Origin of the sequence: Stenotrophomonas sp. MH181796 (assembly GCF_009659995.1) — a bacterium.
Classification (GTDB): Bacteria; Pseudomonadota; Gammaproteobacteria; order Xanthomonadales; family Xanthomonadaceae; genus Stenotrophomonas; species Stenotrophomonas riyadhensis.
In genome coordinates this window covers 35,020-53,382 of the sequence record NZ_RAHU01000011.1, presented here as the reverse complement: position 1 = coordinate 53,382, position 18,363 = coordinate 35,020, and the positions used below count along the sequence as shown (strand labels likewise).

The window sequence follows — 18,363 nt, the reverse complement described above, 5'->3', positions numbered from 1 at the left end:
GCCGGCAATCCGGCCCGGTCATGGGGTCGGATCCCTTTCCCACGGAAAGGGCTCCGACCCCGGCATCACATCACCCCACCGCCCGCGGCTTGGCCACCCGTGCCGCGAAGGTCGGCAGCACCAGCAGGGTCAGCACGGTGGCGGTGATCAGGCCACCGATCACCACCGTCGCCAGCGGCTTCTGCACCTCGGCACCGGAACCGCTGGCGATCGCCATCGGAATGAAGCCGACGATCGCCACCAGCGCCGTGGTCAGCACCGCGCGGATGCGGCTCGACGCACCGTTGATCGCCGCCTGCAGCGGCAGGTCACCGGCATCCAGGCGCTCGCGGATCGCCTGCATCAGTACCAGACCGTTCAAGGTGGCCACGCCGGAGACGGCGATGAAGCCGACCGCCGCCGACACCGAGAACGGCATGCCACGCAGCAGCAGCGCGAGGATGCCGCCGACCAGCGCCAACGGCACGCAGCTGAACACCAGAATGGCTTCCTTGCCGCTGCGCAGGGCCATGAACAGCAGGCTGCCGATCAGCAGGAATACCACCGGTACCACCGTCGCCAGCCGCTTTTCCGCGCGCTGCAGGTTCTCGAACTGGCCACCCCAGGTCAGGTAGGCACCCGGCGGCAGTGCCACGTCGGCCACTGCGGCCTGCGCTTCGCCGACGAAACCGCCCAGGTCGCGGCCGCGCACGTTGGCCTGCACCACCACGCGGCGGCTGCCGTTGTTGCGGCTGATCTGGTTCGGCCCTTCGCTGACCGTGATGCGCGCGACCGACGACAGCGGAATCACCAGCCCCGATGGCGTAGCAATCGGCAACGACGCCAACTGGTCCGGATCGTTGCGCGAGGCATCGTCCAGGCGCACCACCACGTTGAAGCGGCGGTCGCCCTCGAAGATCTTGCCGGCCGCCGTGCCACCAATGCCGGTGGACAGTGCATCGCTCACGTCCGCCGCGGTCAGCCCATACTGCGCCGCCGCCACGTGGTCGATGGCCACGTTGAGCGTGGGCAGGCCGGAGATCTGTTCCACCCGCACGTCGGCCGCGCCGTTCACCGCACGCAGCTTCAGCGCTACCTGATCGGCCACCTTCTGCAGCTGGCTGAAGTCATCGCCGAAGATCATCACCGCAAGGTCGGTACGCACGCCGGAGATCAGTTCGTTGAAGCGCAGTTCGATCGGCTGGCTGAACTCGAAGCTGTTGCCCAGCTGCTGCCCGGCCAGCGTTTCGAAGCGTGCCACCAGCGCGTCCTTGCCCAGCTTCGGATCCGGCCAGTCCTTGCGTGGCTTGAGCACGATCACGCTGTCGGAGATGTTGGTCGGCATCGGGTCGATCGCCGCCTCGGCGGTACCGGTGCGCGAGAACACGGTTTCTACTTCCGGCTGCTTGGCAATTGCCTTTTCCAGTGCCAGCTGCATCGCCAGCGACTGCTCCAGCGAGGTCGACGGCACGCGCAGGGCCTGCATCGCCACGTTGCCTTCGTCCAGCGTCGGCATGAACTCGCGGCCCAGCAGCGAGAACGAACCGATGCCCACCACCACCATCATCACCGCACCGGCCAGCACCGTGCGCGGATGCGCCACGGCCTTGCGCACCACCGGCTCGATGCGCGCACGCAGCACGCGGATCAGCTTCGTCTCGTGCTCGCCATCGTCAGCATGTGTATCGCCGTCCTTCACCTTGGGCTCGCGCACCAGCAGTGCGGCCATCGCCGGCACGAAGGTGAAGGAGAAGATGAAGGCACCGACCAGGGCCAGCATGAAGGTGGCCGCCATCGGGTGGAACGTCTTGCCCTCCACGCCTTCCAGGGTAAGGATCGGCGCGAACACCAGCAGGATGATCAGCTGGCCGAAGGCCGCAGGGCGGGCCATCTTCATCGCCGAATCGGCGGCCACGCGCAGGCGTTCCATCGCGGTCAACGCACGGCCCAGTTCGGCACGGCGCTGGCCCAGCATCAGCAGCGTCGACTCGACCACGATCACCGCACCGTCCACCAGGATGCCGAAGTCCAGCGCACCCAGGCTCATCAGGTTGCCGCTGATGCCGAAGCGGTTCATGCCGATGACTGCGAACAGGAACGACAGCGGAATCACCAGCGCGGTGATCGTCGCCGCACGCAGGTTGCCCAGCAGCAGGAACAGCACCACCACCACCAGCAGCGCGCCCTCGGTGAGGTTCTTGGCCACGGTCTTGATGGTGGAATTGACCAGTACGCTGCGGTCCAGCACCGGTGCCGCCACGATGTCGGCCGGCAGCGACTTGTTCACCTGTTCCAGGCGCGCGGCGGCGGCCTGGGCCACGGTGCGGCTGTTGCCGCCGGCGATCATCAGCGCGGTGCCCAGCACGGCTTCATGGCCGTTGCGGCTGGCCGCACCCAGGCGTGGCGCGCGGCTCAGCTCGACCTCGGCCACATCGGCCACGCGCACCACTACGCCATTGCGGGTGGCCACCGGGGCCTGTGCCAGGTCGTCGGTGGTCAGCGCCAGGCCATCGGCACGCACCACCAGGCCTTCGCCGGCACGCTGCACGAAACCGGCACCGGCCTGCACGTTGGAACGCTGCAGGGCAGTGACCAGATCGGCCAGGCCGAGGCCGTGCGCGGCCAGTCGGGCGCTGTCCGGATGCACGCCGTATTCCTTGACGTAGCCGCCGACCGTATCGACGCCGGCCAGCCCCGGGCTGGAACGCATCTGCGGCGCAATGATCCAGTCCTGCACGGTGCGCAGGTAGGTGGCACGTTCTTCCGGCGTGCGCAGCAGGTTGCCTTCCGGCGTGCGGTAGACCTCGCCGGCCTGCCAGCCGGCTTCACCGGGCTTGGCCAGCCTGGCCGGATCGAACGCGGTGAAGTCCACGGTCCACATCAGCACTTCGCCGAGGCCGGTGGTGACCGGCGACAGCATCGGCGACGCGCCATCGGGCAGGTCTTCGGATGCCTCGCGCATGCGTTCGGCCACCTGCTGGCGGGCGAAGTAGATGTCGGTCGCATCGGTGAAGATCGCGGTGACCTGCGAGAAGCCATTGCGCGACAGCGAACGCGTGGTGGTCAGGCCGGGAATGCCGGCCAGCGCGGTTTCCAGCGGATAGGTCACCTGCCGCTCGATCTGCTCCGGGGTCAGTGCCGGTGCCACCGTGTTGATCTGCACCTGGCGGTTGGTGATGTCCGGCACCGCGTCGATCGGCAGCTTGCCCAGCTGGAACAGGCCCACGGCAGCGATCAGCGCCGCCATGAACACCACCAGCCAGCGGTGGCGCACCGCTGTTTCAATGATCAGCTTGAACATGGTCGCCTCCTCAGTGGCCGTGCTCGGCTTCGCCCTTGGCCAGTTCGGCCTTGAGCAGGAAGGCGTTGGCACCGACGATGCGCTCGTTGCCGGTCAGCCCACCGAGGATCTCGATGCGGTCGCCGGCACGGCGCCCGGCCAGCACCGGCTGAGCCTTGAAGCCGCCGTCGACGGCAACGAACACCGCGCTGCCGCCATCGACGTTCTGCACCGCATCGGCGGGCACGCTGAGCGAACCGTCCTGGCCTTCGGTGACCACCACCGCCGATACCGGCGAACCGGCCGGCGGCAGCGAAGCGTCCACCGGCGTGGCGCGGATCACCGCGACGCCGCCCTGCTGGCGCACATCAGCGGCCGAACCGGTGACGGTGGCGGTGAAGCTGCCACCCGGCACGCTCACTTCCAGCTTCATGCCGGGCGTGACCTGTGCGGCCAGCGCGGGCGGCGCGGTGAACACCAGTTCGTTCATCGCCGGATCGGCGACATCGGCCACCGCGCTGCCGGCAGCGACCACGCCGCCCGGGGTGACCTGCACGTTGCCGACGATGCCGGCCACCGGGCTGGTGATGCGCACGCGGCCACTGGCATCGGGCGCACCGTTGGCGGCGGCCTGGGCCTGCGCGGCAGCGGCCTGGGCCTGTGCCGCCAGCGAGCGGGCGCGCGAGGCCTCCAGTTCCTGGCGGGCGACCACACCCTGGTCGACCAGCGCCTTGTCGCGGCCATAGGCCAGGCGCGCGGCCTCGGCTTCGGCCGATGCAGCCAGCGCATTGGCGCGGAACACCGCAGCCTCACCGCTGACCACGATCGCCAGCGCCTGGTTCTGCTTCACCGCCGTGCCTGGCGCGACCAGCACGCGTTCGACGCGGCCGGTCACCGTGGAGGCAACCGAAGCGCGGGCGCCCACGGTGGGCTCGACCCTGCCGGACAGCCGGGTCGAGCCACCGCCACCGCGACCGATCGCGACCACTTCGATACCGGAGGCCTTGATCTGTTCCTGGGTCAGCTGCACCACGCCTTCATCGGCGTCGGCGGGGGCCTTGGCGGTTTCCGCCTTGGCCTCCTTGCTGTCGGCGGCATGGCCGTGGCCATCGTCGGTGCCGGCCTTGGCCGCAGCGGGGTCTTCATTGGCAGGCGTCTGCGCGTTGCCAGCGCAGCCGGCCAGCAGCATGGTCAGCAGCACGCCGCCGATCAGCGGGAAAGTACGGGAGAGAGTCATTTGGCCTCCACAAAAGGTGCGCGCCCCTCAAGGCGGGCAAGATCGATTTCCGCGCCGACGCGCGACAGGCGCGCATCCACGGCGGTGCCGCGGGCGGCGATGAGGGCGCTGCGCGTGCTGCGCAGTTCCAGCTGCGAGATGCGTCCGGCGTCGAAGCCGACGCGTGCGAGGCGATACGCCTCTTCGGCGGCGACCACGCTTTCATCGGCGGCGCGGGTACGGCTGCCGGCCGCCTTCAGCCCGGCCACGGCAGACAGGCGCTCGGCCTCGCTGTCGCGGCGCTGCTGGTCCAGGCGGGCCTCGGCCGCGCGCTGGTCGGCATTGGCGGCGCGGATGCCCCCGCGGTTGCGGTCGAACAGCGGGATGCTGAGGCTGACCCCGAGGTTGTAGGCACGCTCGCCGCCTTCGCGGAAGCGGGTCTGTGCGGCGGTGACACTGAGGTCGGGCAGGGCGCGCTTGCGCTCCACGTCGACCAGCTTGCCGGCCGCATCGGCTTCGGCTTCGGCGATGCGCACCGCCAGTGCCACGTCGGTGGCGCCACGCGGCAGCGGCGGGGCCCGGTCGAGCAGGCTGTCGTCGATCGACTGCACCGGCGCATCCAGCAGCGCGGCACCGGCCAGGCGGGCCAGCGCGGCATCGCGGAAGGCCTGCGCTTCATCCAGCGCAGCGCTGGCATTGGCCACTTCGCTCTGCGCCTGCACCGCGCGCAGCTGTGGCTCGCGGCCCTGCTTGACCATCGCGTTGACCGCGTTGGCGTCATCGCGGGTGAGGGTCAGCGCCTCTTCGGCCAGGGAGTAGCGGCGCAGTGCACTTTCCGCCTGTGCGTAGACCACCGCCAGCTGGCTGGCCACGTCGCTGCGGCTTTGGGCACCACGCAGGTTGGCAGCCTGTGCCTCGGCACGGGCGGCACGGACACGCGCGCCACGCTGGCCCCAGACCTCCAGCGGCTGGGACAGGGTGAGCACGGTATCGGCCTTGCCCATGCCGCCATAGGAGCCGGTGCCCCAGGCGTTCTCGGCGGAGTAGGAGAGGGAAGGGTTGGGCAACGCACGGGCCTGGTCGGCGCGCGCGTCGGCGGCCTCGGCCAGCGCCGTACCGACGCGGGTACCGGGCAGCTGGTCCAGGCGTTCAAGCAGGGTGTCGTAGGAAGGGGCGGCTTGCGCCATCACCGATGTCGCCGGGGCCAGGCCCAGCAACACGGCGACGACCAGCCCGGCCGCGCGCGGCGACCGAGGTGTCAGGATCGACATAGGGGGATTCCGGTTGTGAGTGAAACGGGAGCCCGCAATCGCGGGACGCGCTCAACTCACGCCCGGGGGGGACGCGTCAATTCATCCTGGGCGACCGCATAGGTCGCCGCGTCGCCGGCATTCATCCAGCGCGCCGGCAGTGGCGCACCGAAGGCGGCGAGGGTACTGGCCGGCAGGCTCAGGTTGGAGTGGTGGCAGTGGTTGTGGCCACAGGCACCGACGTGCTTGCCGTCGGCATCGCCATCGGCATCCGGAGCGGACTCCACATGCACCGTGCTGGCGTGCGGTTCCACCGTGCAGGCCAGCGCGTCGGCCACCGGCACGACCACGAATGCCGCCATCAGCAGCATCAGCAGGTACGAGCGAAGGTGGCGGGAGATCCGGCGCATGAAGGGAGGCTAGCAAGCGGTTTTCGCCGGATACAATATCAATGGACGCTTCGGGAATTCGTCGGAATCTCCCGTTCAGGTGGCGTCCTGCACTGCGGATTGCCCTTGCACGGGCGGTCCATTGCACCTTGCAACGCCTTCGGTGACGATCGGGATTCGTCACCAGGGAGGGAACGATGAACGCACGCGTCGCTGCTGTTGGGCTGCTGATGGTGTTGGTCAGCCCCGCTGTCCAGGCTTCGGATGACGTCTACGTCGAGTTACTGTGGTCGCCGACACCCGCGGACGCCATCGCGCGATCAGTGGCCTACCAGTTCGTTGCCGATGGACTGCACGACCACCGCATCTGCGTTGCCGCCGGTGGAGAAGACGCCGATGTGGGCGGATTGGAACTCACCATTCGCGACGCCAATGGCGTTCGCATCTCGCAGGTCCGGCATGACGGTTTCCGTGGCCGCAAGACCTGTTTCCCAGCGGACCTTGGCACTGCGGGGACGGCCGGCACGTGGACGGTGGATGCCGTTCTTGGCGACGGCCGGACCGGCAAAGCCGCCGTTCGTGTCGATCACCGCTTGGAGGAGTCTCCGCTGTATCTAGGGCACGACGGCCCCTACGTTGCTGGCCGCCCGAACTACGACCCGTCCGTCCCGGCGGCCGAATGGGTGGGCAAGCTGGTCTGGGTGCTGGACGTGGATGCCGAAGGCAAGGTAACCCGCGTTGAAGTGGAAGTCGCCGAAGGCGTTGGCGAACGCTTGCGTGCCCGTGCAATGGCCGCTGGCTGGTTGAGCCAGTTCGGCCCTGACCCGGCGCGTGCGACCAAGCCATTGCGTTGGCGTCGGACACTGGAATTTGCTGCGGAATGATGGCCGCGCGGGGGCAGTGCCCTTCGTCTGGGTAGTGCCGGCCGCTGGCCGGCAACCTCACGAGCGCAGGCAATCGCCTGCCATTGCCGGCCAGCGGCCGGCACTACCGGTCTGCAGGCAGCTTCGCGATCACCTTGATCTCGAACTGGAACCCATACAGCCAGGTCACGCCGATACCGGTCAGGGTCGGATGCGGCGCTTCGCCCCAGTACTCGGGCACGATCGCCCAGGCCTTCTCGAAGTTCTTCTCGGGGTCGACCAGGAACACGGTCACGTCGATCACGTCATCGAAGGTGCAGCCGGCGGCAGCCAGCACCGCGTTGAGATTCTCGAAGGCGCGGCGCACCTGGGTTTCGAAATCCGGCTCGGGCGAGCCGTCTTCGCGGCTGCCGACCTGGCCGGAGACGAACAGGAAGCCGTTGGATCGGATCGCCGGCGAGTAGCGGTTGCGCTCGTACAGGGCCTGGCGGCCGGCGGGGAAAACGACATCACGCTGTGACATGGGGGAGATCCCATAAGAGAGAACGCCATCCTCCGCGCAACCGCTGTCTGGATAAACCGCGATGATCGGCCTAGATTGATTGCCAATCCCAAACAATCATGGCCAGCCATGGACCGTTTCGAGGCGATGCGGGCGTTTGCCCGGGTAGTGGAAACCGGCAGCTTCACCCGCGCCGCGCAGACCCTGCAGATCAGCCGCACCACGGCCACCCAGCTGGTGCAGCAACTGGAGGCGCACCTGCGGCTGCGGTTGCTCAACCGCACCACGCGCCGGGTCAGCGTCACCGCCGATGGCGCGGCCTATTACCCGCGCATCGCCCGCCTGCTGGCCGAGCTGGAAGAGGTGGAGGGCGGGCTGGGCGACGCGGCCACCCAGCCGCGCGGGCGCCTGCGCGTGGATGTGCCCGGGCCGTACGCGCGCTTGCGGCTGGTGCCGGCGCTGCCGGATTTCCAGGCGCGCTACCCGGAGATCCAGCTAGACATTGGCGTGAGTGACCGCGAGGTCGACGTCATCGCCGACAACGTCGACTGCGTGATCCGCGGCGGCACCCCGGGCAATCCGGCGCTAGTGGCGCGGCCGTTGGCTGCACTGCCGATCGGTTTCCACGCCAGCCCGGGCTATGTGCAGCGTTTCGGGTTGCCGGCCGATCCGCGTGCGCTGGAAGGGCCGGACCACCACATGGTCGGTTTCCTCAGCCCGCGCAGTGGCCGGGCGCGGGTGTTCAGCGCCCAGCGCGGCGATGAGCGCATCGAGGTGCAGGGCCGCTACACGGTCGGCTTCGACGACGGCAACGCCTATCTGGCCGCGGCGTTGGCGGGTCTGGGCGTGGTCGCGTTGCCCAGCTACATGGCCGAACCGCACGTGGCGCGTGGTGAGCTGCTGCCGGTGCTGCAGGACTGGCAGCTGCCGCCCATGCCGATGCATGTGATGTTCCCGCCGAACCGGCACATGAGCCAGCGTCTGCGGGTATTCATTGATTGGGTGGTGGAAGCGTTGGGGTGAGTGCATCGGTCGCGTGCGAAAATCCGGCTGCACGTACTGGAGAACGCATACCCTGATGAGCCGCATCGTCGCACTGGATACCGAAACCACCGGCATTTCCCACCGCCTGGGGCACCGGGTGATCGAAATCGGTGCCGTCGAACTGATCGATGGCCAGCTGACCGGCCGCCAGTTCCACACCTACCTGCAGCCGCAGCGTAAGGTCGATTGGGGCGCACAGCGCGTGCATGGCATCAGCGATGCGATGCTGGTGGGCAAGCCACTGTTCTCCAGCAAGGCCGCCGAACTGCTGGACTTCCTGCGCGGCAGCGAAATGATCGCGCACAACGCCACCTTCGATGTGGGCTTCCTGGACAACGAGCTGCGCCTGGCGGGCATCCCCGGCACGCTGGCCCAGCATTGCCGCATCACCTGCAGCCTGAAGCTGGCGCGCGGGCGCTGGCCCGGCCAGGGCAACAAGCTGGATGATGTGCTGCAGCGCCTGCGCATTCCCGGCAACCGCGGCCTGCATGGCGCGTTGAAGGATGCCCATCTGCTGGCCCAGGTGATTCCGCACCTGCGTTGAGCCGGCCCGGCCGCTTGTGTAGAGCCGAGCCCACGCTCGGCTCGGTCTTGCGGGCCGAAGCAGCCGAGCATGGGCTATGCCGGTCGTCCTGACCGTCACCCTACGGGCCGTCGCAAGCGACGTTGGCAGCGGCTCCTGCCGCTACCTTCGGCTCTACAGGAAGGTGGCCGTCGCGTTCAGCCCCAGCCTGTGGGTAACTTGCGAAAGTGCTTAAACCCGTGCATAATGCGCGGCTCGCTGTGTCCGGTTTTCTACCGGGCGGCGCCCTCGGGAACACGTCCCCGGCCGCCCAACGCCAGCGTAACCCTTTGATTCTCTTGACGTGTGGTGGGCAACCATCGAGGCCGCCGTCTCCCGGGCTACGGGCTGACAACTACTACTATCGAGGTGCGCAATGTCCCGCGTATGCCAGGTTTCCGGCAAGCGAGTGCAGACGGGTAACAACGTCTCGCACGCCAACAACAAGACCCGTCGTCGTTTCCTGCCGAATCTGCACGAGCGCCGTTTCTGGGTGGCCAGCGAGAACCGCTGGGTCAAGCTTCGTGTTTCCGCGCATGCACTGCGCACCATCGACAAGAACGGCATTGATTCCGTTCTGGCTGAGCTGCGTGCGCGCGGCGAAAAGGTCTGAGGAGTAAAGCATCATGGCAGGCAAGCGCGATAAGGTCCGTATGATTTCCTCGGCCGGTACCGGCCACTTCTACACGACCGACAAGAACAAGAAGAACACCCCGGGGAAGATGGAATTCCTGAAGTACGATCCGGTCGTGCGCAAGCACGTCCTGTACAAGGAAGGCAAGATCAAGTAATCCGCAAGGATTGCTGGTCCCCGCGAAGAAACCCGCCCTTGTGGCGGGTTTTTTCATGCCTGGCATCCAGAGGGTGGGGGCCGACCGTTGGTCGGCCCACTCCCTCGACCCCCGGTAGGTGCCAACCTTGGTTGGCACACTTATCCCGCCCCCGGTAGGTGTCGACCTTGGTCGACACGCTGGTTCAAGGCCGTCGAGCGCGGCTCGACTCTACAAGGGCCGGTGGGCAGAATGGCCCATCACCTCCCGACGGGCGACGCGATGCTGTTCGAGTGGTTGCTGGGTTCCTACCTGCTGCTGATCGACTGGCTGATCCGGCTGGTCGCGCTGTGCTGGATTCCCACCCGCACCACGCCGGGGGCGGCGCGCAGCTGGCTGCTGCTGGTCGGCTTCGTGCCGCTGCTGGGCCTGCCGCTGTACCTGCTGTTCGGCCACCCGTGGCTGTCGCGTGAGCGCATCCGCCGCCAGGCCGAGGCCTCGCAGGTGATCCGCGAGGAACAGGCGCTGCAGCATCGCCTGCGCTGGGCCCCGCAGCCGGACACCGCCAGCGCCGAGATCGTGCCGCTGGTGCAGCGCCAGGGCGACTTCATGCCGGTGCACGGCAACGCGGTGGACCTGCTGACCGACTACGACGAATCGCTGCACACGCTGATCGCCGACATCGACCAGGCCGAAGACCGCGTGCACCTGCTGTACTACCTGATGTTCGATGACGCGGTGGGCGAGGCGGTGGTCGAGGCGCTGCAGCGTGCCGCCGCGCGTGGCGTGCAGTGCCGCGTGCTGCTCGACGCGGTGGGTGCCAAGCGCGGCCTGCGCGCCTATCGCAAGCGCCTGGAAGCGCGCGACATCGAAGTGCGCGCGATGCTGCCCGGTGGCCTGCGCTGGCGGCGCAGCGGGCGCATGGACCTGCGCAACCACCGCAAGATCGCGGTGATCGACAACGAAGTGGCGTATGTCGGTTCACAGAACCTGGCCGGCCCCGGGTTCGTGCCCGGCCACCCGAACCGCGAACTGGTGGCGCGCGTGCGTGGCCCGGCGGTGGCGCACCTGGAAGCGGTGTTCGCCAGCGACTGGTACATGGAAACCGGCCAGCGCCTGGACGTGATCGCCGATGTGCCCGAGTGCAGCGATGACATCGCCACCCAGCTGTTGCCCAGCGGCCCTGCCTATCCGTACAGCAACGCACGCGATGCGGTGGCGGCACTGATCCACCTGGCGCGGCGCCGGCTGGTGATGGTCACCCCGTACTTCGTGCCCGACGAAGCCACGCTGAGCGCGCTGCGCATCGCGGCGTTGTCCGGCGTGGACGTGCAGCTGATCCTGTCGGCCAGCAACAACCAGCGGCTGACCTCGTGGGCGCAGGAGGCGTACTACGACGAGCTGCTGCGCTGTGGCGTGCGCATCGCCCTGTACGAACCGCAGTTCCTGCACGCCAAGCACATGAGCGTGGACGAGGACATCGCCGTGCTGGGCTCGATCAACATGGATATCCGCTCGTTCGCGCTGAATGCCGAGATCGGCCTGATCTGCTACGACCGCGCGCTGGTGCAGCAGTTGTGCGCGATCGAGGACGGCTACCTGCGTGAGTCGCGGCAGCTGGACCTGCAGCAGTGGCGCAGCCGCCCCACGTGGCGGCGCAGCCGCGAAGGCATCGCACGCCTGGCCGATGCGTTGATGTGAGGCAAGGCCGGCCGCCCATTTCGGCAATCCGGCCTGTCATCGCCGATGGCCTACAATCGGCGCATGACTGATTCACCGCGTAATGGCGAACTGGACCTGGCAATCATCGGTGGTGGTGCGGCCGGCGTGCTGGTGGCGATCCAGGTACTGCGCCAGGCCCATGCGCCGCTGGCGCTGGCCATCTTCGAGCCGGCTTCGCAGCTGGCGCAGGGCATCGCCTATGCCACGCCGTGGCCGGAGCATCTGCTGAACGTGCCGGCGGCGAAGATGAGTGCGTTTGCCGACCAGCCCGGCGATTTCCTCGACTACCTGATGGCCGCCAACGCCTACCCGGGCGAGGCGCGCGAGGTGCTGGGCGAGCGTTACGTGTGCCGCCACTACTTCGCGGCCTACCTGCAACAGCGCCTGCAGGACGCCGCCACAGCCAGCCCGGCGCAGCTGCAGGTGATCGCGCAGCCGGTGCTGGGCCTGCAGCCGGATGACCACGGTTACCGGCTGCAGCTGGGCGATGGCCAGACGCTGCACGCCGCACAGGCGGTGCTGGCTACCGGCAACAGCATGCGCCCGCTGCCGGTGGCCGGTGCTGATGCGCTGCCTGCGGATGACGTGATCGAGGCCTGGGACTACGACGGCGTACGCACCCTGGCCGGTGAGCAGGCCGTGGCCATTGTCGGTTCCGGCCTGAGCATGGCCGACACCGTGCTGGCGCTGGTCGCTGCCGGCCACACCGGCCCGCTGCATGTGATCTCGCGCCATGGCCTGCTGCCGTTGCCGCACGCGCGTGGTGGCCTGCCCAGCTTCGACCCGGCCACGTTGCTGCCGATGAACCTGCGCCAGCGCCTGCACGCATTGCGCGGGTTCGCACGCCAGGCGCAGGCCGATGGCCTGCCGTGGCAGGGCGTGATGGACCGCATCCGCCCGCACGGGCAGGCGCTGTGGTGCAGCCTCGATGAGGCCGACCAGCGCCGCTTCCTGCGCCATGTGGTGCGCTATTGGGACGTGCATCGCCACCGCATCGCCGAAGAGGTGGATGCGCAGCTGCAGACGCTGCAGGACAGCGCCCAACTGTGTATCCATCGGTCCCGCCTGCAGCGCGTCTGGCGCGAAGGCGATGCCCTGCGGTTGTCCGGCCGCGATGCCACCGGCAATGAACAGCAGTGGACGATCAGCGGGGTGATCAACGCCACCGGCGTGGAAACCCGTGCCAGCGCGCTGCGCAATCCGTTGCTGCAGCAGCTGCAGGCTGATGGATTGGCGCGCCCCGGCCCGCACGGGCTGGGCCTGGACAGCACGGTGCCGGGCGATCGCCTGTGTGCCGCCGGTGGCCAGCCGCAGGCACGGCTGGGCGTGCTCGGCAGCCTGCGCATCGGCAGCCTGTGGGAAAGCCTGGCGGTGCCTGAACTGCGTCAGCAGGCGCACGCACTGGCAACCCAGGTGGTCGCAGGAGCCGCGACGGCGATGCCGTAAAATGGGGGCATGGATGTCTCCCACCTGCTTGATGGCCTGAACCCGGCCCAGCGCGAAGCCGTCTCCGCTCCCCCCGGCCACCACCTGGTGCTGGCCGGTGCCGGTTCCGGCAAGACCCGCGTACTCACCCACCGCATCGCCTGGCTGCATGAAGTCGATGGCGTGCCGACCCACGGCATTTTCGCGGTGACCTTCACCAACAAGGCGGCCGGCGAAATGCGCCACCGCATCGACGCACAGCTGCCCAATGGCAGCCGCGGCATGTGGATCGGCACCTTCCACGGCCTGGCCAACCGCCTGCTGCGCCTGCACTGGCAGGACGCGAAGCTGCCGGAAGGCTTCCAGGTGATGGATTCGGACGACCAGCTGCGGCTGGTCAAGCGCGTGGTGCAGGCGCTGGAACTGGACGACGGCAAGTACCCGGCCAAGCAGATCGCGTGGTGGATCAACGCGCAGAAGGACGAGGGCCGCCGCCCGCAGCACATCCAGCCCGAGCCGCACGACGCGTGGCTGGAAACCATGCGCCAGGCCTACATCGAGTACCAGGCACGCTGCGACCGCGCCGGCCTGGTCGACTTCGCCGAGCTGCTGCTGCGCGCGCACGAACTGCTGCGCGACAACCCGGCCCTGTTGGCGCACTACCGCGCCCGTTTCCGCGAAATCCTGGTGGACGAGTTCCAGGACACCAACGCCATCCAGTACGCCTTCGTGCGCGTGCTGGCCGGCGATTCCGGCCACGTGTTCGTGGTCGGCGACGATGACCAGGCCATCTACGGCTGGCGCGGTGCCAAGGTCGAGAACGTGCAGGGCTTCCTGCGCGACTTCCCGGGCGCGCAGACCATCCGCCTGGAACAGAACTACCGCTCCACCGCCAACATCCTCGGCGCCGCCAATGCGGTGATCGCGCACAACCCGGACCGCATCGGCAAGCAGCTGTGGACCGACAGCGGCGACGGCGAGCCGATCGACCTGTACGCCGCCTACAACGAGATGGACGAGGCACGCTACATCGTCGAGCGCGCGCGCCAGTGGGTGCGTGACGGTGGCAGCTATACCGAAGTGGCCGTGCTATACCGCAGCAACGCGCAGTCGCGCGCACTGGAAGAAGCGCTGCTGAGCGAACAGGTGCCGTACCGCGTGTATGGCGGCATGCGCTTCTTCGAGCGTGCCGAAATCAAGGACGCGCTGGCCTACCTGCGCCTGCTGTCCAACCGCAACGACGACGCGGCGTTCGAGCGCGCGGTCAACACGCCGACGCGTGGCATCGGCGACCGCACGCTGGACGAAGTGCGCCGCGAGGCGCGCGCGCAGGGCATTTCGCTGTGGGAAGCGACCATGCTGGTCACCCAGGGCAGCGCGCTGGCCGCGCGCGCGCGGAATGCGCTGGCCGGTTTCCTGGTGCTGGTCAACGAGCTGCAGGCGCAGACCCTGCACATGACCCTGGCCGAGCGCGTGGACCACGTGCTGGCCCGCTCGCAGCTGCGCGAGCACTGGAGCAAGGAAAGCCGCAACGCGCTGGACTCGGAATCGCGTACCGACAACCTCGACGAACTGGTCTCGGTGGCCTCGCGCTTCGTGCGCCGCGCCGACGACATCGAGGAAGTGGGCGAGGACATGGACGAGCTGGTCGCATTCCTGGCCTATGCCGCGCTGGAGGCCGGTGAGGGCCAGGCGCAGGCGGGCGAGGACGGCGTGCAGCTGATGACCCTGCACTCGGCCAAGGGCCTGGAGTTCCCGCTGGTGTTCCTGGCCGGTCTGGAAGAAGGCCTGTTCCCCAGCGCACGTTCGCTGGAGGAAAGCGGGCGGCTGGAAGAAGAGCGCCGCCTGGCCTACGTGGGCATCACCCGCGCGCGCCAGAAACTGGTGCTGAGCTACGCCGAATCGCGCCGCATCCACGGCCAGGACAACTACAGCCTGCCGTCGCGCTTCCTGCGCGAGATCCCCCGTGAGCTGCTGCACGAAGTCCGGCCGAAGGTGCAGGTCTCGCGGCCGGCCTCGATGGGCGCGAGCCGGGTGATGGGCCATGCCTCGATCGAGGCACCGCCGATCAAGCTCGGCGCACTGGTCACCCATCCCAAGTTCGGCGAAGGCATGGTGACCGACTACGAAGGCAACGGCGCACACGCCCGCGTGCAGGTCGAGTTCGCCGACGCCGGCAGCAAGTGGCTGGTGATGGCCTACGCCAACCTGACGGTGATCTGATCACCGTCGAGGGGTCGGATCCCTCCCGCAGGGAGGGCTCTGACCCCATTGCGGAATGCACGTGGTTGGGGTCAGAGCCCTTTCCCGTTGGAAAAGGGATCCGACCCCGATTAGGCTGCGGGCATGACCCGCAACGTGCTCTTCCTCTGCAGCCAGAACCGCCTGCGTAGCCCGACGGCCGAGCAGGTATTCGCCGATTGGCCGGGCATCGAGACCGCCTCAGCCGGGTTGTTGGCCGATGCCGAGGAAGTGCTCAGCCCCGAGCTGCTGCAGTGGGCCGACCTGGTGTTTGTGATGGAGAAGGCGCATCGCAACCGGTTGTCCAGCCGCTACAAGGCATGGCTGAAGGGCAAGCGGGTGATCTGCCTGGATATCCCGGACGACTACGACTACATGGACCCGGTGCTGGTGGAGCTGCTGAAGCGCAAGGTGGCGCCGTTCCTGCGTTGACGGGCTGTTGTAGAGCCGAGCCCATGCTCGGCTGCTTCTGTCGGGAAAGAGCAGCCGAGCATGGCTATGCCGGTCGTCCTGACCGGCACCCTTCGGGCCGTCGCAAGCGACGTTGGCAGCGGCTCCTGCCGCTACCATCGGCTCTACAATGAGCGGCACATCTTCCAGGAACGCCCCCATGACCGAACCCACGCTGCACGTCACCGTGAAGTTGAACGCCCGGCTGCAGCCGGAGCATCGCCACGAACTGTTCGAGGATCCGCTCGATGCGCTGCTGCAGGCGGCGCAGGTGGGCGAGCTGACCGGCGGCGGCACCGCGATCTCCGACCTGGGCGAGGTCGAGTACGGCGATATCGAAGTGGCGCTGGTCGATGCCGATGGCGTGCCGAAGCTGATCGATCTGCTGGAGCAGCTGGGTGCACCAAAGGGTTCGCAGCTGCAGGGTGCGGGTGAAGCCGACCGCAGCTTCGGCGTGACCGAAGGCCTGGGCATCTACCTGGATGGCCTGAACCTGCCGGACGACGTCTACGAACAGTGCGATTCCAACCACGTGTTCGAACAGCTGTCGGAGAGCATCGACGGCCTGGGCGAAATCTGCAGCTGGTGGCAGGGCCCGACCGAGACCGCGCTGTACATGTACGGCGAATCGTTCGAGGCGATGCGTGATGCGATCGCTGAATTCGTGGCCAGCTACCCGCTGTGCCAGAACGCGCGCGTGGTGCAGATCGCCTGAGCGACGTTGTTGTAGAGCCGAGCCCATGCTCGGCTCATGCACCCGCAGCCGAGCATGGCTCGGCTCTACAGAAGAGGGCGGGCCGGGCCCGTCCCCCGGACCACGTGACGATGCGCACACGCCGCTGCACGGCGCCGGATTGATCCTGCTCAAGGCACGGCCTGCACATCCGGTGTGCAATGGTGTCGTTCCCATCTGGCAGATCGCTACGGAGCCCCACCATGTACAAGCGCATCCTGATTGCCACCGACGGATCCGAGCTGGCCGACAAGGGCCTGGCCAAGGGCCTGGAGCTGGCCAAGGACCTCAATGCCGAGGTCGATATCGTGACTGTTTCCGAGCCATGGGCCGTCGGCATGTACGACGCCATGGGCTGGAGCGTGGGCTACATGAACAGCCCTGAGTACAAGGCCGACCGAGAGGAAGGCGCGCAGAAAGTGCTGCAGCCGGCGCTGGCCAAGGCCGCCGAGCAGGGCATCACCGCCAATCCGGTGCATGTGCTGGACCGCTATGCGGCCGACGGCATCATCGAGACGGCGGGCGAGCGCAACAGTGACCTGATCGTGATGACGTCGCACGGCCGCCGTGGCGTGACCCGTGTGCTGCTGGGCAGCCAGACCGCGGAAGTGCTGGCGCGCAGCACCCTGCCGGTGCTGGTCATCCGCTGATCCATACCCGCTGATTCAAGCGTTCCCGGGGAGGGGACCCGACGCCGGCCGCAGGATGCGCGCCGGCGTCATCTTTTTGGGGCTGCACAAGCGGCCATCCATGCAGGGCGTGGATGCGGCCAGCGTTCTCATGAAAGCCGCGTTGGCTGGCCGCGGCAGGCGCGGCGCCACTGCGCCGGCGACATCCCATAGCGGGCCTGGAAGGCCCGCTGGAACTGGCGTTCCGAGGCGAAGCCCACCTCATACAGCAGCCAGGTGACGCTGCAGCAGGGATCACGGTCGAGGTGGCGGTGGGCCAGCCACAGGCGCCGTTCGCGGATGTAGCGGGCGACCCCGCCCAAGGCCTGGAACAACCGGTACAGCGTGGGCCGCGAGAGCGCGAAGGCATCGCGGATCATGCGCTCGTCCAGTTCACACTCACCCAGGTGCGCATCGATGAAATCGAGGATCCGCCGCAGTCGCGGGTCGGACGGCGGGGCCGTCGACGCCGACGGCAGTGAAGCAAGGGCAGCGGTACCAAGGTCGGCGGCAAGTGCGCCGACCAGCGAGGGGCAGTGCTGGAGTGTCATGGCAGCGTCTTCACGGCCCATCCCCTGGGCCTGTCCTGTCGATACCGACAGTTGCGCTGAAAACCCATCATCGGCCTGCCGCGAACCCCGACGACCACGCTGAGACGAATTGTCGGGAGGCCTGCGCGGCGGTCTCCCAGACTTGCCCGGCATCGAGGCCGACGCCCGCGGGCGCCCGGCACGACCCGTTTCCATCGGAGGCCAGGCCATGGCGAACAGCCAGAAGTTCATTGCCCGCAATCGGGCACCGCGGGTGCAGATCGAGTACGACGTTGAGGTCTACGGGGCGCAGAAGAAAGTACAGCTGCCCTTCGTGATGGGCGTGATGTCCGACCTGTCCGGCGCCAATGCCGGCGAACTGCCGTCACTGGAAGAGCGCAAGGCGCTGGAGATCGATGTCGACAACTTCGACAGCCGGCTGCAGTCGATGAAGCCGCGGGTGGCGTTCAGCGTGCCGAACACGCTGACCGGCGAAGGCAGCCTGAGCGTGGACATCACCTTCGAGAGCATGGACGACTTCTCGCCGGCCGCCGTGGCGCGCCGTGTCGAGCCGTTGGCCAAGCTGCTGCAGGCGCGTGCACAGCTGGCGAACCTGGATACCTACATGGACGGCAAGGCCGGTGCGGAGGCATTGATCGCGCAGGCGATCCGTGACCCGGCGCTGCTGCAGGCACTGGTCGCCGCGCCGAACAGCGATGGCAAGGACGGGGAGTAACGC

General features: G+C 68.0%; 17 protein-coding genes and 1 pseudogene. 12 read left to right on the top strand and 6 right to left on the bottom strand.

What is annotated here, in order from left to right:
- Positions 1-70 precede the first annotated feature (70 nt).
- From D5301_RS22830 to D5301_RS22815, 4 genes are read right to left on the bottom strand one after another with little or no spacing between them, the layout of a single operon-like run.
- Entirely contained in the window at positions 71-3,280 is a 3,210-nt protein-coding gene (locus tag D5301_RS22830; RefSeq protein WP_153856980.1) for a CusA/CzcA family heavy metal efflux RND transporter, read from the bottom strand.
- Between the two features lie 10 nt (positions 3,281-3,290).
- Positions 3,291-4,496 carry an efflux RND transporter periplasmic adaptor subunit gene (locus tag D5301_RS22825; protein ID WP_153856979.1) on the bottom strand — a complete coding sequence of 402 codons (1,206 nt, stop codon included), beginning with the start codon at positions 4,494-4,496 and terminating at the stop codon, positions 3,291-3,293.
- Positions 4,493-5,746, bottom strand: coding sequence for a TolC family protein (locus D5301_RS22820; protein WP_153856978.1), 1,254 nt, complete (start codon positions 5,744-5,746; stop codon positions 4,493-4,495). Before D5301_RS22820 ends, D5301_RS22825 begins: the two co-directional genes overlap by 4 nt.
- Before the next feature lie 56 nt (positions 5,747-5,802).
- Positions 5,803-6,135 carry a hypothetical protein gene (locus D5301_RS22815; protein WP_153856977.1) on the bottom strand — a complete coding sequence of 111 codons (333 nt, stop codon included), beginning with the start codon at positions 6,133-6,135 and terminating at the stop codon, positions 5,803-5,805.
- A 176-nt stretch (positions 6,136-6,311) separates the two neighbouring features.
- On the opposite strand from D5301_RS22815, the gene D5301_RS24325 reads away from it, so the two are divergent.
- A complete protein-coding gene (locus D5301_RS24325) occupies positions 6,312-6,998 on the top strand; it encodes a hypothetical protein (protein ID WP_228756494.1) in 687 nt (228 codons plus the stop codon).
- 103 nt (positions 6,999-7,101) lie between these two features.
- On the opposite strand, the gene D5301_RS22805 is transcribed toward D5301_RS24325, so the two are convergent.
- Positions 7,102-7,500 carry a RidA family protein gene (locus D5301_RS22805; RefSeq protein ID WP_014038962.1) on the bottom strand — a complete coding sequence of 133 codons (399 nt, stop codon included), beginning with the start codon at positions 7,498-7,500 and terminating at the stop codon, positions 7,102-7,104.
- A gap of 108 nt (positions 7,501-7,608) precedes the next feature.
- Here D5301_RS22805 and D5301_RS22800 point away from each other — a divergent pair, with 108 nt between their 5' ends.
- From D5301_RS22800 to D5301_RS22755, 10 genes are all read left to right on the top strand, one after another.
- Positions 7,609-8,502, top strand: coding sequence for a LysR family transcriptional regulator (locus D5301_RS22800; RefSeq protein ID WP_153856976.1), 894 nt, complete (start codon positions 7,609-7,611; stop codon positions 8,500-8,502).
- 55 nt (positions 8,503-8,557) lie between these two features.
- The gene (gene dnaQ / locus D5301_RS22795) at positions 8,558-9,067 is read left to right on the top strand and encodes a DNA polymerase III subunit epsilon (protein WP_153856975.1); all 510 of its coding nucleotides are present in this window, start codon (positions 8,558-8,560) and stop codon (positions 9,065-9,067) included.
- A gap of 394 nt (positions 9,068-9,461) precedes the next feature.
- The gene (gene rpmB, locus D5301_RS22790; protein ID WP_005411638.1) at positions 9,462-9,698 is read left to right on the top strand and encodes a 50S ribosomal protein L28; all 237 of its coding nucleotides are present in this window, start codon (positions 9,462-9,464) and stop codon (positions 9,696-9,698) included.
- 10 nt (positions 9,699-9,708) lie between these two features.
- On the top strand, positions 9,709-9,876 hold the full coding sequence (gene rpmG, locus D5301_RS22785; RefSeq protein ID WP_169411268.1) for a 50S ribosomal protein L33: 168 nt from the start codon (positions 9,709-9,711) through the stop codon (positions 9,874-9,876).
- A gap of 261 nt (positions 9,877-10,137) precedes the next feature.
- Positions 10,138-11,556, top strand: a complete 1,419-nt coding sequence (cls, locus tag D5301_RS22780; RefSeq protein ID WP_153856988.1) for a cardiolipin synthase — start codon at positions 10,138-10,140, stop codon at positions 11,554-11,556.
- A gap of 45 nt (positions 11,557-11,601) precedes the next feature.
- On the top strand, positions 11,602-13,023 hold the full coding sequence (locus tag D5301_RS22775) for an FAD/NAD(P)-binding protein (protein ID WP_153856974.1): 1,422 nt from the start codon (positions 11,602-11,604) through the stop codon (positions 13,021-13,023).
- Between the two features lie 9 nt (positions 13,024-13,032).
- Positions 13,033-15,225 carry a DNA helicase II gene (gene uvrD, locus D5301_RS22770; RefSeq protein ID WP_049398649.1) on the top strand — a complete coding sequence of 731 codons (2,193 nt, stop codon included), beginning with the start codon at positions 13,033-13,035 and terminating at the stop codon, positions 15,223-15,225.
- Positions 15,226-15,348: 123 nt separating this feature from the next.
- A complete protein-coding gene (locus tag D5301_RS22765; protein WP_110714166.1) occupies positions 15,349-15,675 on the top strand; it encodes a low molecular weight protein tyrosine phosphatase family protein in 327 nt (108 codons plus the stop codon).
- Positions 15,676-15,853: 178 nt separating this feature from the next.
- Entirely contained in the window at positions 15,854-16,408 is a 555-nt protein-coding gene (locus D5301_RS22760) for a hypothetical protein (RefSeq protein WP_153856973.1), read from the top strand.
- Between the two features lie 221 nt (positions 16,409-16,629).
- Positions 16,630-17,076 (top strand): universal stress protein, encoded by a 447-nt coding sequence (locus D5301_RS22755; RefSeq protein ID WP_005411629.1) that lies wholly within the window; start codon positions 16,630-16,632, stop codon positions 17,074-17,076.
- A gap of 152 nt (positions 17,077-17,228) precedes the next feature.
- Here D5301_RS22755 and D5301_RS24320 read toward each other — a convergent pair.
- Positions 17,229-17,525: pseudogene (locus D5301_RS24320) on the bottom strand (helix-turn-helix domain-containing protein); the annotation flags it as partial.
- Positions 17,526-17,853: 328 nt separating this feature from the next.
- Between D5301_RS24320 and tssB the strand changes: the two are divergent.
- Positions 17,854-18,360 carry a type VI secretion system contractile sheath small subunit gene (gene tssB, locus D5301_RS22745; RefSeq protein ID WP_110714163.1) on the top strand — a complete coding sequence of 169 codons (507 nt, stop codon included), beginning with the start codon at positions 17,854-17,856 and terminating at the stop codon, positions 18,358-18,360.
- The last annotated feature ends 3 nt before the right edge of the window (positions 18,361-18,363 follow it).